The 15,199-nt window shown below is 63.5% G+C and carries 18 protein-coding genes and 1 tRNA gene; 2 read left to right on the forward strand and 17 right to left on the reverse strand.

Annotation, left to right across the window (positions count from 1 at the left end; genetic code table 11):
• The first annotated feature begins 47 nt into the window (after positions 1-47).
• Positions 48-506 (forward strand): hypothetical protein, encoded by a 459-nt coding sequence (locus C481_RS06420; protein WP_006108346.1) that lies wholly within the window; start codon positions 48-50, stop codon positions 504-506.
• A 24-nt stretch (positions 507-530) separates the two neighbouring features.
• Here C481_RS06420 and C481_RS06425 read toward each other — a convergent pair whose 3' ends face one another.
• The 5 genes from C481_RS06425 to C481_RS06445 all read right to left on the reverse strand — a co-directional run bounded on the left by C481_RS06425 (position 531) and on the right by C481_RS06445 (position 5,257).
• The gene (locus tag C481_RS06425; RefSeq protein ID WP_049904474.1) at positions 531-1,361 is read right to left on the reverse strand and encodes a class I SAM-dependent methyltransferase; all 831 of its coding nucleotides are present in this window, start codon (positions 1,359-1,361) and stop codon (positions 531-533) included.
• Positions 1,362-1,537: 176 nt separating this feature from the next.
• Positions 1,538-2,407, reverse strand: coding sequence for a deoxyribonuclease IV (locus tag C481_RS06430; RefSeq protein WP_006108348.1), 870 nt, complete (start codon positions 2,405-2,407; stop codon positions 1,538-1,540).
• Between the two features lie 233 nt (positions 2,408-2,640).
• Positions 2,641-3,477: a lipoate--protein ligase family protein gene (locus C481_RS06435; RefSeq protein WP_006108349.1), complete on the reverse strand. Its 837-nt coding sequence runs from the start codon at positions 3,475-3,477 to the stop codon at positions 2,641-2,643.
• Between the two features lie 112 nt (positions 3,478-3,589).
• Positions 3,590-3,664: transfer RNA gene (locus C481_RS06440), tRNA-Glu, on the reverse strand.
• 99 nt (positions 3,665-3,763) lie between these two features.
• Entirely contained in the window at positions 3,764-5,257 is a 1,494-nt protein-coding gene (locus tag C481_RS06445) for a helix-turn-helix transcriptional regulator (RefSeq protein ID WP_006108350.1), read from the reverse strand.
• A gap of 140 nt (positions 5,258-5,397) precedes the next feature.
• Here C481_RS06445 and C481_RS06450 point away from each other — a divergent pair, with 140 nt between their 5' ends.
• The gene (locus tag C481_RS06450) at positions 5,398-5,976 is read left to right on the forward strand and encodes an MBL fold metallo-hydrolase (RefSeq protein ID WP_006108351.1); all 579 of its coding nucleotides are present in this window, start codon (positions 5,398-5,400) and stop codon (positions 5,974-5,976) included.
• Positions 5,977-6,000: 24 nt separating this feature from the next.
• Here C481_RS06450 and C481_RS06455 read toward each other — a convergent pair whose 3' ends face one another.
• The 12 genes from C481_RS06455 to rpl7ae all read right to left on the reverse strand — a co-directional run bounded on the left by C481_RS06455 (position 6,001) and on the right by rpl7ae (position 14,877).
• A complete protein-coding gene (locus tag C481_RS06455; RefSeq protein WP_006108352.1) occupies positions 6,001-7,131 on the reverse strand; it encodes an ABC transporter ATP-binding protein in 1,131 nt (376 codons plus the stop codon).
• Positions 7,128-9,188 carry an ABC transporter permease gene (locus C481_RS06460; RefSeq protein ID WP_006108353.1) on the reverse strand — a complete coding sequence of 687 codons (2,061 nt, stop codon included), beginning with the start codon at positions 9,186-9,188 and terminating at the stop codon, positions 7,128-7,130. The genes C481_RS06455 and C481_RS06460 overlap by 4 nt, the downstream gene beginning before the upstream one ends.
• On the reverse strand, positions 9,189-10,313 hold the full coding sequence (locus C481_RS06465; protein ID WP_006108354.1) for a thiamine ABC transporter substrate-binding protein: 1,125 nt from the start codon (positions 10,311-10,313) through the stop codon (positions 9,189-9,191). It lies immediately after the preceding gene.
• 88 nt (positions 10,314-10,401) lie between these two features.
• A complete protein-coding gene (locus tag C481_RS06470) occupies positions 10,402-11,238 on the reverse strand; it encodes a hypothetical protein (RefSeq protein WP_006108355.1) in 837 nt (278 codons plus the stop codon).
• A complete protein-coding gene (locus C481_RS06475) occupies positions 11,239-11,511 on the reverse strand; it encodes a DUF5827 family protein (protein ID WP_006108356.1) in 273 nt (90 codons plus the stop codon).
• 188 nt (positions 11,512-11,699) lie between these two features.
• Entirely contained in the window at positions 11,700-11,849 is a 150-nt protein-coding gene (locus C481_RS21900; RefSeq protein WP_161605624.1) for a hypothetical protein, read from the reverse strand.
• A gap of 143 nt (positions 11,850-11,992) precedes the next feature.
• On the reverse strand, positions 11,993-12,595 hold the full coding sequence (gene sod, locus C481_RS06480) for a superoxide dismutase (RefSeq protein WP_006108357.1): 603 nt from the start codon (positions 12,593-12,595) through the stop codon (positions 11,993-11,995).
• 196 nt (positions 12,596-12,791) lie between these two features.
• Positions 12,792-13,172, reverse strand: coding sequence for a DUF7344 domain-containing protein (locus C481_RS06485; protein ID WP_006108358.1), 381 nt, complete (start codon positions 13,170-13,172; stop codon positions 12,792-12,794).
• 285 nt (positions 13,173-13,457) lie between these two features.
• On the reverse strand, positions 13,458-13,922 hold the full coding sequence (gene ndk / locus C481_RS06490) for a nucleoside-diphosphate kinase (RefSeq protein ID WP_006108359.1): 465 nt from the start codon (positions 13,920-13,922) through the stop codon (positions 13,458-13,460).
• On the reverse strand, positions 13,922-14,275 hold the full coding sequence (locus tag C481_RS06495; RefSeq protein WP_006108360.1) for a 50S ribosomal protein L24e: 354 nt from the start codon (positions 14,273-14,275) through the stop codon (positions 13,922-13,924). The genes ndk and C481_RS06495 overlap by 1 nt, the downstream gene beginning before the upstream one ends.
• Positions 14,276-14,278: 3 nt before the next feature.
• A complete protein-coding gene (locus C481_RS06500; protein ID WP_006064297.1) occupies positions 14,279-14,503 on the reverse strand; it encodes a 30S ribosomal protein S28e in 225 nt (74 codons plus the stop codon).
• An 11-nt stretch (positions 14,504-14,514) separates the two neighbouring features.
• Positions 14,515-14,877, reverse strand: a complete 363-nt coding sequence (rpl7ae, locus tag C481_RS06505) for a 50S ribosomal protein L7Ae (protein ID WP_006108361.1) — start codon at positions 14,875-14,877, stop codon at positions 14,515-14,517.
• Between the last annotated feature and the right edge of the window lie 322 nt (positions 14,878-15,199).

Below are 15,199 nucleotides of genomic sequence, written 5' to 3' on the forward strand. Positions count from 1 at the left end.
CTACGGGAGCGATGACGACCACCGACGATGCGTAGGAAACACCGACTATGAGTGAGGACAACTCGTCCACTGCCACGGCTCCGGCGATCCGCATGGAACTCGACACGAAAATCCTTCTCGCGGCCGTCATCGTCGGCGTTCTCGTCGACCTCACCGCGCTGTTGGTTCCGTTGCTCGGCCGTCTTGGCGGCGGCGTCGTTGCCGGATTCGTCGCCGCATACGCCACCGGACGGATCGTATCGGGACTCATCCACGCGATCCTCGCGAGTTCGCTCGTTGGCATTGCTGCAGGAACGGTTACGGGAACGCTCGGCACCGTCCTTGGATTGTACAACGAGCCGCCACTGCTGGTGTTCGGTTCGATCGGCCCCGTGAGTCCGATGGTTTCGGGGCTCGGGTTCCCGAGTATCGTCCTGCTTGCACTCCTCTTCTCGCTCTTGACCGTTGCCGACGGCGTGCTTGGCGGCGTGGTCGGCGGTGGGCTTCGGACGCTGCTGCCCCGGTGACGGTCGGGAATCGCGGTCGCGGTCTCAGCCCTGATCGTGGGTTCGGGTGCCGGCACCGTCGGAAAGCCGTCCAACCGTCACGAAGAACGGGACGGCTTCCGCTCGGCGATACTCTCGATCTTCCATCTGATCGATCACGTCCCGCCCCATCGACCGCCATTCGCTTCGCAATTCGTCGTATTCCGCCGCCGTCAACGGTCCATCGAGCATCGTTTCCCGGTCATCGGCTAACCCCGCTCCAGTCGCCTTCCGACGCGCGGCGCGCACTGCACCGTCGCTATAGGGAGGTTCGATCGTCCGAACGTGGTCGTATCGGCGCGTCTCGAGAACATCGAGTGTCGCGTCGTCGAAGACCTCGCGGGCGTCAGCACCGAGCGCAACGTCAGTGTCGATCCCGTCGAGGTAAGCGTCCCTGGCGCGTCGCTCCAGTGCGCCCTCGGCACGGACGCTCGATTCGATCTCGACGGCCTCGTTGTTCGGTTCGACGGCCGCGACGAGGTCCGTCGAGACGCGTGCGAACTCATCGAGCGCAGCCGCAGGGTCCGGCAGGTTGATCAACAGCGCCTGACAGACGACGAGATCGAAGGCGTCGTCGGGGAACGGCAATCGATGGGCGTCCCCGGCGACCGTCGGAACGAACTCGCCGGCAGCCCGCAGCAGTTCGGGATCGGCGTCGCAGCCGATCACCTCGCCAGGCGACTCCGCCGCGAGAACGCGGCTCAACTCCCCCGTTCCACAGCCGACGTCGAGGATTCGCTCGCGCGAGTCGAGTTCGAGCGGGGAAAGCGCCGCCCGGGAATCGTCCCACATGCCGGCACGGGTCCGACGCAGGTAGTCTTCGGAGAACTCGCGCACGAACCCCGATAGGTCGCTCGGGGGTAAAAGCAGGTCGATTTCGGCGACAGGGCCGGAAACGTGGCCCATACTGTCGGACAAAAGTCAGTGAGCACTCGATCGCGTCTCACGGATCGTCGCTTGTGGCGACGACCGTTCGAGTCCGATCGACGTGTGAATAGTTTTGTCCGGCAGTATCAGTCGTCGCGCAGTTCTTTTACTTTCTGGATGTTCCAGGCGAAGCCGCGGCCGTCCTCCGTCGGTGTTTCGAGCGCGAAGGGCAGGTCGCGAAGGTCGGGGTGGTTAACGATCGCCCGCATCCCGTCTTCGCCGATATAGCCCTCTCCGATGAGGGCGTGTTCGTCCTTGTGCGTGCCAACGTCGTGTTTCGAGTCGTTCAGGTGGATGTACTGCAGGTACTCGAGGCCGACCTCGTCGTCGAACCGGGAGACCGTTTCGTCGACGGCGTCGGGCGTCGTGAGGTCGTTCCCCGCGACGAGCGTGTGGGCGGTATCGATGCAGATGCCGATGTCCGTCTCGGTCCGGTCGATGATGCCCGCGAGATGAGCGAACTCGCCGCCGAGTTTGGTCCCGCTGCCGGCGTCGGATTCGATGAGAATCTGTACACCGTCGGGAACGTCGAGTTCGTCGATGAGACTTGCGGCGTTGTCCAGACCGCCTTCGACGCCGGCCCCCGTGTGGGCACCGAGGTGGACGTTGACGTACGGAATGCCCAACCGGGCAGCGGCGTCGAGTTCAGCCTGCATGCTCTCTTTCGATTTCCGGCGGAGGTCGTCCTTGGGGGTACAGAGATTGACGAGGTAGGCCGAGTGAATGACCCACGGCCCCTCGAGTTGGTCGTCGCTTTCCGCCCGAAATCCGTCGGCAGCCTCGTCGCTAATTTCCGGCCGTTGCCAGACCTGCGGCGAGGTTGTAAAGATCTGGCCGCAGTTCCCGCCGAAGGCAAGTTGTCGGTGGACGGCGTTGCGAACGTCGTCGTACGGCGGTGTTTCGTCGTCGGAGGAGACGCGCGAACCGGAGATCGAAACGTGTGCGCCGACCTTCATGGTCATGGATTCTCGTCAGTACCGGTCCGTGATATGTATACCGGACCAGTGCGGACGGCGTCATTACTCGGCAGTCACCGATCGAAGATTTTCGAGTTGCGCCTCGAGTGGCGGACGGGGCGACCGGAGTCCGGTTGAGTATCGGAGCACGTCCCGCGGGTCCGACGATCACGGACGAACTCTGTAGGCAACCGTCTGGAAAGCGGTCTGTATCGTTCGACTCGTCGGCGGACTCAGCGCTCGGGCACGTCCGGAACCTCCCGATTTCGAACCCAGGGGTCGGTTCCGTACTTCCGTGCTGCGAGTTCGCGAGCGTCCTCGAGTTCGTCGTCGCGCCACCCTCCGTTTGCGGCGTCACACCAGTCACCGAGCGCTGCGGAAAGCGTCTCGACCGCCTCCTCGCGATCGATACCGCCCTCTTGGCGGATACTCGTCACCCGGTCGGTAAACGTCTCCGTCTCGAGTTCGGTATCGAACGCACCGACGTGCCGGGCGGGCTCGCGGTCGTAGCTCAGCGACCCGTGCTGGATGACGACGTCGCGCTGGCGGTACTGGGCGTTGCCGCTGATCTTTCGCGCCCGTGTGGCGGCGCTCGCTGGGGCGACGATGTCGTGTGCCGGATTGATATCCCGCAGGTAGCACGACGGTTCGTAAATCGACGACTGCTCGGTGCCGGCGAAATCGGCGTCGACGCCCATTCGCTCGAAGGCGTCGAGAATCGGCTCGCAAAACAGCGCGTAGCAGTCCATCAGGTCCCCCGGAACCTCGTCGGCCGGTGCGACGATCGTATAGGAAATATCGGCGTGCCGGTCGTGATAGATGCCGCCGCCACCGGTCTGTCGACGAGTTACGTCGATTCCGTTGCGTTCGCAGAACTCCCAGTCGACTGTGTCTGCGTCCTGTCGGTATCCCAGCGAGAGCGTGCTGGGTTCCCACGAGTAAACGCGCACCGTTCGAACGCCGTCTTCGATCGCCGTCTGGGCGGCGATCTCCTCGAGAGCCATCTGGGTCTGGCCGTCGCGGATCTCGTCCGTAATGAGCCGCCACTCGCGGTCGGCAAGCGCTGTCATACGCTGTCACAGAACGGCATAACGGAAAGCGATTCCGCAGTTACGCGACCGATGTATGGTTGTCGGACCGTACTACCCTGCTGGTAACGGAAACCAAGAAAATGCGTCGGGATGCTCCGACGGGGATTCGAACCCCGGTCATTGCCTCGAGAGGGCAATATGATTGGCCGGACTACACTATCGGAGCACGTCGCGGTTCGTCGCGAGTGCATCCTGACGTAGCGCAGTACGATGTTTAAGCATTCCGTTTCGGATTAGGACTGTCTCACAGTCCCACGCCGATAGCTCACTCCTCGAACGGCGACTTCGTCGCCTCCGGTTCGAAGCCATCGAGGCTGATAATGTTCTCTCGCCCCACACGCAGTTTGCTTATCGTTCCGTCGTCTTCCATCTCGGAAAGGAGCATACTCACCTTGGATTTTGACCATCCCGTCTCGTCGACGATGTTGACCTGCTTCATGCGACCACCGTTCTCCTGGATGAGTTTGACGACGCGATCCTCGTCGGTGAGCAGTTCCTCCTCCGAGAGCGCCATCGGCGCGGCGTTCGGGTCCGCCTCTGTCTCGGGTTCCGTGGCACCCACACTACCCGCTGATCGTCTCTCCGAGTTCTGCTCGCCGGCCGCAGGCGACTCGGATCGGGTCGCTGTGTTGGCGTGTGACCGTGATTGTGACTCCGACTCCGAGTCCACTGTAGACGGTGAGTTGGTGGCGTTATCGCGCCCGATGAAGGGGATCACACCGGCCAGCCTATCACCTCGAGACCGATATCGGACGCTGGCAAGGCCGAGCCCGAAGCCAACGGCGAGCGTGAGAACGAGTGCGAGCACGAGAACGACCAGCGGGGTGGCAAGCGAGTCCGTGCCGTCCTCGAAAACGCTCTCGAGAAAGCCGGTGTTCGAAGTACCAGCCCCGCCGCCGGACCCCTCCTGGTCGAAGACGACACGCGGCTGGCCGGGATAGAACTCTCGTTCCCCGCTCCAGCGAACGGACGTCCCCGTCGATGGCGAGCCGTTGACGACGTACTCGGGTTCGGGCTCGGCCTCCTGGACGGTCAGCCCATCGTCTGAGCGGATAACGAGCGATTGGTCCTCCATGATGTTCATCCCCTGGAAGACGTCACCGACAACGAGCGTGCCGTCATCGGCTGCAGCGAACCCGTGCCAGGTAAACGAGAGCTCAACGACACCCATCGGATTGAGCTGATCACGAACGAACGCCCGCCGCTCGAAATTCGAGGCGTCCATTTCCCGGTCGGTGACGGTGGTGCCCGTTCGGACTAACGAGTTCGATAGATTGACGAACCGCTGGTAGAACTCGGTTTCTTCGGATTCGAACTCGTCAGCGAACGTTTCGAAGTTTTCGCGGGTAGCGGTCCCGCTCTCGTTTTCGTTTCCGGTCCCGTTCTCGGCGTCCGAACTCTCTTCGAGTTCTTGTTCGTAGCGAAACGTCCAGGTTGCGCTGCCGTTTTCGTGGACCGTAACCTCGAACGTCGTGTCATCGAAGTTCCGGGAGTCAAACTGATACTGCTGAGATTGGGCGGTTGTCGCTGTCGAACCGGTGATCTGGTTCTGGTTTTGGTTCTGATTTTGGATCTGACTCTGACTTTGACTCTGACTCTGGTAGTCGGAGCCCCCGAACTGCGGGGTGGCTGTCGTGTCCGAAGCGGTACCGGTTCCGACAGGTCCGGCCGGGAGTCCAGTCATCGCGAGGCCGCCGCTGACACTGATAACCGAGAGAACGATGATAACGACGAATCCGACGGAAACCGGCCGATTCATTCGTCCGCCACTACGTGCCGGAGCTAAAAATGCTTGTGAATACTGGACCGTACAGTACGAGTTCGTATCACCGTGCAAGCAGAACTCGCGGCGGCGGTCCCTGTCGATACGCACAAACCGCTCGGTGGTGTATCCCGCACATGGTCGTCAATCTCGCACGGGATGTGCAGGCGTTTACGAGCAACGTCTTTCTCGTCACCGGTGATCGAACGGTACTGATCGATGCCGGGGCGAACTTCGACGTCGCGGAGATGGTCCGCTCCCGAGTCGACGGACTCGATGCGGTCGTCCTCACGCATACTCACCCCGACCACGTCGGAAATCTCGACACCGTTACGAGCACCTTCGATGTCGATACCTGGGGGTACGATACGACCATCGACGGTGTGGACCACGCCATCGCGGACGAAGGAACCGTCGAACTCGGCGATCACGAGTTCACCGCGCTTCATACGCCCGGTCACAAGGATGACCACCTCTGTTTCTACGCTGCAGACCCGGGCATCCTCTTTGCGGGCGATCTGATCTTCCAGAACGGGAGTTTCGGACGGACGGATCTCGAGGAAGGGGATCGCGAGGCGCTGATCGAAAGTATCGACCGCGTGCGCGAGTGGATCGACGGGGAGTTCGAAGCGTTACACGCCGGCCACGGTCCGAGCGTGACGACCGATCCGTTCGAACACGTCGAACTCGCGGGACGGATGGCACGACAGGTGTGAGTGCGGTGGCGGCCGAACTCGTCCTCAGTCGGCCTCGAAAAGGTGCGCATCGCCGGGATCGAACCCGACCGTGATGTCGGTGCCGGTTTCGGGAACCGCTGGGAGCCGTAATACGATCGGTATCTCGTTCCACCGTCCGTGGACGCGCACGCTTTCGCCGAGGAACTCGGTCGTCTCCACGGATACTCGAAAGCGGTTCTGCGAGGCAGTCCGGGATAGTGCACCCGGTCGAACGCAAAAGCCCAGGCGCGTCGCGTTCGCGGGAACGTCCGCGAGTTCGAACGTGGCGGCCGTCCCGCGTGTTCCGTCTGTAACGGCGACCGATGCTCGCCCTTCCCCTTCGTCTCCGGTTCCGGTGCGGTCGACGACCGCGCCGTCGAAGACGTTGTTATCGCCGACGAACTCGGCGACGAACCGCGTTGCGGGTTCGCGATAGAGACGCTGTGGCCGCCCGATCTGCTCGACGCGGCCGTTTCGCATGACTGCGAGTCGATCCGAGATCGCGAGCGCTTCGGCCTGGTCGTGGGTGACGTAGACCGTCGTAATGTCGAGTTCGGTCTGAATCCGCGCGAGTTGTCGGCGCAGGGTCTCCCGAAGTCTGGCGTCGAGCGCGCTCATGGGTTCGTCGAGCAGGAGCAGGTCGGGTGCGGGCGCGAGTGCGCGAGCGAGTGCGACCCGCTGGCGCTGACCGCCCGACAGTTGCTCGGGGGAGCGGTCGCCGTACCCCGAGAGATCGACGAGTTCGAGCAGGTCGGTGACGCGTTCGTCGACCGTCGTCCCCGCCGGCGGGGTCCGGAATCGCAGTCCGTAGCCGACGTTCTCGGCGACGGTCATGTGCGGAAAGAGGGCGTAACTCTGGAAGACGACGCCGACGTTTCGCCGCTCCGGCGGCACGCCGGCCACCGACTCCCCGTCGAAGGTGACGCTGCCGGCGGTCGGTTCCTCGAAGCCCGCGATGGCCCGAAGCGTCGTCGTTTTGCCACAGCCCGACGGCCCGACGAGCGTGAAGAACTCGCCGTCGTTCACGGTCAGGTCGACGTCCTGCAGTGCAACGGTCCCCGCCTCCGCCCCCGCACCCGCATCGGCAGCGGTGTCGGCGCTCCCGCCGCTCCCGCCGTATCGCTTCGAGACGCCGGACAGCCGAAGCGTCGTCACAGTTCGTACCTCCCGCCGACGCGGTCGATGACGACGAAACTCGCCGCCGTCACGGCTAACAGGAGCGTCCCCATCGCGATCGCCGGACCGGAGCGCCGGCCGAGATAGCGTTCGACGGCGACGGGCATGGTGTAACTGCCGTTTCCGGCCGCCAAAATCACCGTCGAAGAAAACTCGCCGATCGAGATGGCGAAAGCGAACGCCGCGCCCGCGACGATACCGCTCGCGACGAGCGGGAGTTCGATATCGAGGAGCGCCCGGAATCGCGATGCGCCGAGCGCGCGGGCGGATTCGACCATCGCCGAGTTCAGGTTCGCGAGCAACGGCGAGACGTTTCGGGTGACGAACGGGTAAGCAGCGACGGCGTGGGCGACGACGATCGCGATCGGTCCCGTCACCTGGAGTCGCCAGCCGCCGGGCAGCGGGAGGCCGAAGACGAGCCCCTGCAGGAGGCCGATGCCGAACACCACGCCGCTGACGGCGAGGGGAAGCATCGCGAGCGTGTCCACGAGCGTGCCGCTTCGGCCCGCGCGGACGGTCAGTACCGAGATCACGACGCCCATCGGCACCGCGACGGCGAGCGTCGCGAGACCGAACAAAAGCGAGTTCCGGATCGCGGGCCAGGGTAACGCCTGGTACTGCTCGCCGCCGAGTTGGCGCTCCAGCAGGAACGCGTAGTTGCGAAGGGTGAACCCGCCGCCGTCGGTCACGCTCCCGACGACCAGACTCGCGATCGGGCCGACGAAGAGGACGAGCGCGAGGAGGCCGTAGCCGGCGATCGCGAGCCGGCGCGGCGACAGTGCCGTTTGCAGATCGGGAAATAAGGGCTCGGTCGGCGGTGCGGACGCCGCCTGCGAGAGTCCCGACCGGGCCGATTCGTACCGGAGGTACGCGTAGGTAAGCCCGAGCGAAAGCATCGTCTCCAGGACGGCGAGCGTCGCGGCGTCGGCGTAATCGAGGTTCTGAATCCGGTCGTAGATCCAGACCTCGACGGTCGCCAGTTGCAACCCGCCGAGTGCGAGCACGATGGGGAACGTCATGAACGTGAAGATGAACGTCAGGAGCGCGCCCGTGAGGACGGCCGGCGCGAGCTGCGGGACGACGACGTCGCGGAACGCGCGGCGCTTACTCGCCCCGAGACTGCGGGCGGTTTCGACGGCCCGCACGTCGACGGACTCCCAGGCGGCGACGGTAACCCGAGCGACCAGCGGCGCGTTGTAGAACGCGTGCGCCAGGATCACGACCGCGAGCGGACTGGTCTCGATGAACGCGAACGGACCGATTCCCACCGCGCCGAGCACCGAGTTCAGCGTGCCAGTCCGGCCGAACATCGCGTAGAAGCCGACCGCGACCATGATCCCCGGCAGGACGAATGGCAGAATCGTCAGCGAGCGCAGCGTCCGCCGCCCGTAGAACTCGTAGTTCGCGAGGACGTACGCCGCGGGAAGACCGATCGCGACGCTCGCGACCGTTGAAAGCGCCGCCTGGACGGCCGTGAATCCGAACAGTCCCTGCCGCACGGGTGGCACCGAAAGCGCGAACCAGGGGATCGGGACTGTACCGTCTACAACCGGAATCGGAACGCTGAACGCGACCGTCAGCGACACCGAAATCGCGGAGATCCAGCCCGCAAGCGATCGCAGGTGCGCGCCGATCGTAAGCAGGTCCGCGAACACGTCGGCCAGCGCGCCGACGTAGAACGGGTCCGTGAGAACCCCGGCGATGTGAGCGAGCGTCGGCCGTCCGTTCTCGAGGACGGCGTTCACGAAGACGATCCCCGTCGGAACGTACAGCATCACGACAAGGACCGCCGCCGTACAGAGCGCAGTCAGCGCGAGCGCATGCCCTTCGAGCCAGATGCGAAACCGGGAACTGCTGGTGTCGGTGTCGGATGATCCCCCCGTCGTGAGGTGACCGTCGGTCGAGCGCTCGGGTGAACTCGCTGAAGCCGCAGACTCCACCAACTCTGCTGACTCCGCCGACTCCGTAGACTCCGCCGAGTTCGCCGACTCCCGTGACGATCGATCCAACAGTTCCCGAAACCCCACGCGAACCACCTACTGACTCGCGAAGTCGCGCGCCCAGTCGTCGACCCACCCGTCGAGGTTGCCACGAAGGTCTTCGTAGCCGATCGTCACCGCCTCCGGCGGTTCGTGGGCGTACTGATCGAACTCGTCGTCCAGATCGACGTGCTCGTCCGCAACCGCGGGGAACTGGACGTTTCGCTCGGCAATTTTCGCCTGTGCCGCATTCGAGAGCGCGAAGTCGACGAACTCGTAGGCGAGGTCGACTTCGTCCGCGCCCTCGAAGATCGCCATCCCTTCGGGATTCGCGTACCCCTGGTCGTTCGGGAAGGCGGTCTGGTGTCGACTGAGGTCGTTCCCCTCCGCCGACGCGAACACCTGATCGGTCGAGTACGAGACGATCATCGGGCGCTCCTCGTTCATGTACGCCCCGTAGTAGGACTCGGTCCAGTCGTCGAGCACGCGAACGCCGTTGTCCGCGAGGTCATCCCAGTACTCGAGGTAGCCGTCCTCGCCGAAGGCGTCGATCGTCCACAGCAGGAACGCCCGGCCGGGGTCGGAGGTCTGTGCGTTCTGGGCGATCAGCGCATCCTCGTAGGCCGGGTCGAGGAGGTCCGCGAACGTCTCGGGTTCGTCGACGACGGTTTCGTCGTAGACGAGACTGATGTAGCCGGTGTCGTACGCGAGGACGCGACCGTGCGGATCGCCCATGTCGAGTCCGTCGCGGATGCGATCCGACCGCTCGATCCGGTCGAGATTGAGCTCGCGAAAGAGGCCGCCGTCGTCCAGGTTGTCGTCGACGGTCACCAGGTCGTCGATGTTCAGACCGAGATACACGTCGGGATCGATCGCCCCACCCTGGGACGCCCGCGAGATGTAGTGGTTGATCCCCTGGTCCGGCAGGAGCGTCCACTCGAGTTCGGCGTCGGGATAGGTCGCTTCGAACTCGTCTTTGAGCCACGGTCCCGCGGGGGTTTCGCCGTCGAGCATCGACTCGTAGGTGACGACCTCGAGCGTGCCCTCGAGATCCGGGTTGTCGGGTTCGGGGTCGGTCGTCGCGTCCCCGTTTGCCTCCTCGTTGTCGTCTCGCGTGAGACAGCCCGCGAGTCCGGCCGCGAGTCCCCCACCGAGTGCCGTAACGAACGGTCGGCGTTTCATTACCTGGTTGTTCCACTGCGTGGTTTTAAGCGCATCGTTCGCTTCGCCGACACCAACGGGTGAGCGAACGGGACGGTGCAGCCGCTTACTACGCCGTTCCCGCGCGCCGCGCCGCAGCGAGCAACGCGTCGTAGGCTTCCGCATACGCCGCCTCGATCCGAGCGGGATCACGCCGGTCGTCGCTCCCGAGCGGCGGGAGTTGCACCCGGTCGATCGGGTCGAGATACTCGAGGACGTCCGGCACCCGCTTTTCGAGCGCGCCGTCTTTTGGACTCGAACTCGCGATTTCGCAGGCGCGGCAGTACCGATCGCCCGGGTAGATCCGCGCGCGACCCGGTTCGACGGCCGCAACCGCGGCGACCGCCGCCGGATCGAGTGACTGCAACGGCTGGGCGATATCGCTGTAGGACTCGACGACGGCGACCTCCGCAGCCTCGAGTTCGTCCGCGAGTTCGGCGAACGCCGGGACGTAGCGCCGTTCGGCGAGATCGTTGAACGCGTCGACGCTCTCGACGGGAATCGCATCCGCGAGCGGCAGCGCCTCGGCGACCGCCGGCGGAACGTCGGCGGTTGCGTTGCGCACGAACGTCGCGTCGTCGCCCCGCCCGAGACGGTCGACGATGAACTCGCGGTCGCGCTGACCGAGGAGCCCGGTTCCGCCGCCGGGCGTCGGTCGCCAGAGGCGATGGACGGGATTGAGCCGCTCGGGCGTGCGACCGCGTTCCTCCGCCCTTGCGAGTCGATACGCGTCCTTGCCGTAGAGTCGACCCTCGGCGAGTGCGCGCCGGCAATCGTCGTGGTCGAACCAGAAGTCGTTGCCGGCGCGCGGTTTGTAGCCGCGGGCACCGGTTCGTTCGAGCAGGCCGACCGAGAACGTGGTCTTGCCGGCGTCGACCCGGTCGGTCCCGACGACGAGGAGAATCATCTACTCGTCCGTTTTCAGCCCGTAGTAGCCGGGTTCGTCGTCGCTGCGTGGCTCGGCGACCACGAGTTCGGCCGCGTTGGTCATGATCCACGGGATGGCCCAGTCGAGCAGGATGGCTTCGGTCTCCTGCTCGATCTCGGCGTCGGGTTCGAGCCCCTGAAGCATGCGGGCAATTTCGTAGACGGTGTACATCTGGTCCGCCTCGAGCAGTTCCGCTGGGGTGTAGAAGTCACACGGGGGGAGACTGTCGAACTCGGATTTCGAAACGGGCATGATACTCGTCAGTACCGCGCTCGGACGCCTAAATCGTTCGCTCTCGGTCGGCCCGTGCGGTGCCGCTGCTCCGATCGCCGGCCGCGGTCGGGTCGCGAGTCGCCCGGTTCGGAACGAATCAACCGTCGAGACGCCGCCCGCGTGGCGATCCGTGTTCCGAGCCTTCCGGTGATAGTGGCCGTGGTACGTCAGCTGCTCGCGTTCGAGTTCGAACCGCGACTCGAGCGGCTCCCGCTCGTCGAGGTAATACGCATCGCTGAACTCGCGGACGCCGTAGGGTTGTCCGCGAGTTCAGCGAGCAGGGCCTCGCCCCGCTCGGCGGCGATGGTTACGGCCACTAGTACGTCCAGCTTCCGTTCTCACGGTTGCCAGGACTAGATAACTGAGCGAGCTGTGACACGACACCGCGACAGCGAGACGACCGCTTGTCACGGTGCCTTCGAAAGAAATCGGGAGCCGCCGTGGTTGGGCGCTTCAGCGACTACTCGAAATGGTCAAGACACGTCTGATACTCGTCTTCGACCGACTCCCAGTTGATGACGTCGAAGAATGCGTCGATGAAACTGCCGCGGTCCGGACCGTAATCGTAGTAGTAGGAGTGCTCCCAGACGTCCAGTGCAAGGATCGGGTGGGAACCCCAGAGCGCATGGAGGTCATGGCGATCGACCTTCAGGTTTCGCAGTTGCTTTGCAACTGGATCGTATACCAGTAGCGCCCAGCCACCGGCAGCACCCGCGGCAGCTTCGAACTCGCCCTTCCAGGCTTCGTAGGACCCAAAGTCCGCTTCGATACGGGTGGCGAGGTCTCCCTCCGGTTCACCACCGCCATTCGGGGACATGTTCTCCCAGAACATCGTGTGGAGATAATGCCCACAGCCGTTGTGGGTCACGTTCTCCATCGCCGCGGGCGTCGATTCGAAATCACCGTTCTCGCGGTTCTGTTCGAGTTCTTCTTCCGCCGAGTTCAGGCCGTTGACGTAGCCCTGGTGGTGCGTGTCGTGGTGCCAGGTGAGGACCTGCTCGGAAATCGACGGTTCCAGTGCATCGTAATCGTACGGTAGTGGGGGAAGCTCGTGATTAGTCATGGATAACACCTGTGTATGATAGCAGTTCATTTCCGGAACGCGTACCGGAATGAGGGGTATCATAGCGCACAGTTCTCGTCCGCATACTATTGCGTCCGAGTCCAGTTGCGTTGACACCGAGTATCGTGTTAAAACTTTCAGGAACGTTCAGCGGTTCGATGCGGACGCTGAATCTTCTAGGCGAAGCCGCCCTCAACTACGATCGCTGTTCTTTGTGATACGCGTGTTCGAGCCACTCCTCCAATGTGGGTTGGGACCAGTAGCGAACCGTCTCGGTGCGCTGATCCTGTTCAAGAACACCTGCATCCGCTAACTTCGGGAGGTGAACGTGTAGCAGTTCCGTTCGAACGGCCCGTTGGAAGTCGCCGGCGGTTGTCGTCTCTGACGGTGTGAACTGTCGGTCGAACGTACAAACTCGATCCGTGAGCTCGTCGATCGTCGCGACGCCGTCGGACTGCTCGTACAGCGTGTACAGCGCGTATCGCCGCCGCCGGTTTGACAGCAGGTCGAATACACGATCGAGCGACGGCGTCGCTTCGACCGCTCGTTGTGTCGACTCCCGCTCCGTTTCACGCATCCATAGACCACCTACCGTATATTACCATTCGAAACCACCACGAGCCTATACTGCAGCCGGCACATTAGATGTTACGTCTACCTGTACCATACATTGGACTAAATTCCTGCGCGAACGCTCCGAGTAGAACCGCTCTTTCCCCCGCAGGTGACCGCTAAACTCACGACCCGGATCCGATAGCGACGATCGTCCGTGTTGACAGTTCCTGATCGACGAAGGACCCGCGTTCCGACGAAAATCAGCCGAGTTCTGAAACTGCGTCTGAACTCGAACGGGTCGTCGTCGCTATTCGTAGAGCCACGTGGCGTCGTGCTGATCGTAGTCGATCAGTTCGGCGTCGTCGAAGTGGATCGAAATCTCGCGTTCGTTTGCGCCCTCGTCCTCGTGGTCGGCCGCGTGAACGACGTTGCGGCCGAGGTCGAGTGCGTAATCGCCACGAATCGTTCCGGGTGCGGCTTCGAGCGGGTCGGTCTCGCCGATCATCTGGCGGACCTGTCGGGTTGCGTCCTGGCCTTCCCAGACCATCGGGACGACCGGACCGCCGGTAATAAAGTCGACGAGGTCGTCGTAGAACGGTTTGTCTTCGTGTTCGCTGTAGTGTTCTTCCGCCCGGCCGCGAGGCATGTTTTCGACCTTGATACCGACGAGCTTCAGCCCGCGGTCCTCGAGTCGAGAGATGACCTCGCCCACGAGTCCGCGCGCGAAGGCGTCGGGCTTGACCATCACGAAAGTGCGCTCATGGTCGCCCATCAGGCCTCACTCTCCTCGGCTTCGTCAGCTTCGGTCTCGTCAACGGTTTCGTCCCCGGCGGGAACGTCCGCTTCGTCATCTTCGGCAACTTCGGACTCGGTTTCGAGGTCTTCGTCTTCGCTGGCTTCGACGACCTCGTCCTGGTCGGCTTCCTCGCCGGCGTCGGCCGGGCCCTTGCCGGCACGACCTTCCTCGGTCCACTCGAGATCGCGCGGTTCGCGACCGAGTTTGTAGTTCTTCTCTGCCTTCGAGTCGACGAAGTGGAGCACGGTGCCGTCGGTCTTGACGTACATGATGCCCGTGCCGGGTTCGATTTCTTCGCCTGTGTAGTCGCAGGTTCGTTTCTCGACCATTGGTTACTGTCCTCCGATGGAGTCCGCCTCGCGGGCGGTCTCGCGAAGTTGGAGCACGTCCCCTTCGCGGACCGGCCCGAGACAGTTACGGGTAATGATGCGTCCCTGGTTCTCGCCCTCCTTGATCCGGCACTTGACCTGCATGGCTTCACCGTGCATGCCGGTCTTGCCGACGATCTCGATGACCTCGGCGGGCGTGGAGCCGCTTTCTTCCTCTTCAGCACTCATCTCTGATCACCTCAGTCGAGGTCCTCGACCTTGTCGGCGATATCTTCGACGTCGCCTTCGGCCTCGCCCGTGTCGACGATCGCTGCAGCGGCCGAGCCGACCTCGAGACCGGCAGCGTGGCCGACGTCGTCCTGCGTCTCGATGAAGACGACAGGAATACCCTTCTCGTCTGCGAGTTCAGGGAGATGCATGACGATTTCTTCGGGGGAGACGTCCTCGGCGACGTAGACGAGATCGGCGTTGCCGCGCTCGATCGCCTTGGTGGTTTCGTTGGTTCCTTTCTTTACTCGGCCCGTGTCTCGTGCGACCTCGAGCGCCTCGAGGGCGTCATCTGCGAGGTCGGCTGGGATGTCGGTTGTGACGTAGACTGACATTGGTTGTTCACCTCTCCTACGCGTGGGCTCGCGCTCCCCTGCCCTCGAGGATCCGGTTCGAACTCCGGTCCCGGGTTCGATTTTGAGTTTCGGCATCGACTCCGGCTCCGGAAACCAGACCCCAGGCCGGGCGATGCCCGGCGGAGGTCCTGTAAGGCTAGGAGCATCATCAACCCCGCGTAGGGTGTACTACGTCAGTAGCGTTGCCCCCCTTAAAAGCGTGTTCAAAACGCTGGACGGTTGTGACCTCGACGCACAGTCGACCCGAGCGAAGTCACACAGTATTACGGGTCCGCGCCCCTGTCTCTTATACACATCTCTG

The organism is Natrialba asiatica DSM 12278 (assembly GCF_000337555.1).
GTDB lineage: Archaea > Halobacteriota > Halobacteria > Halobacteriales > Natrialbaceae > Natrialba > Natrialba asiatica.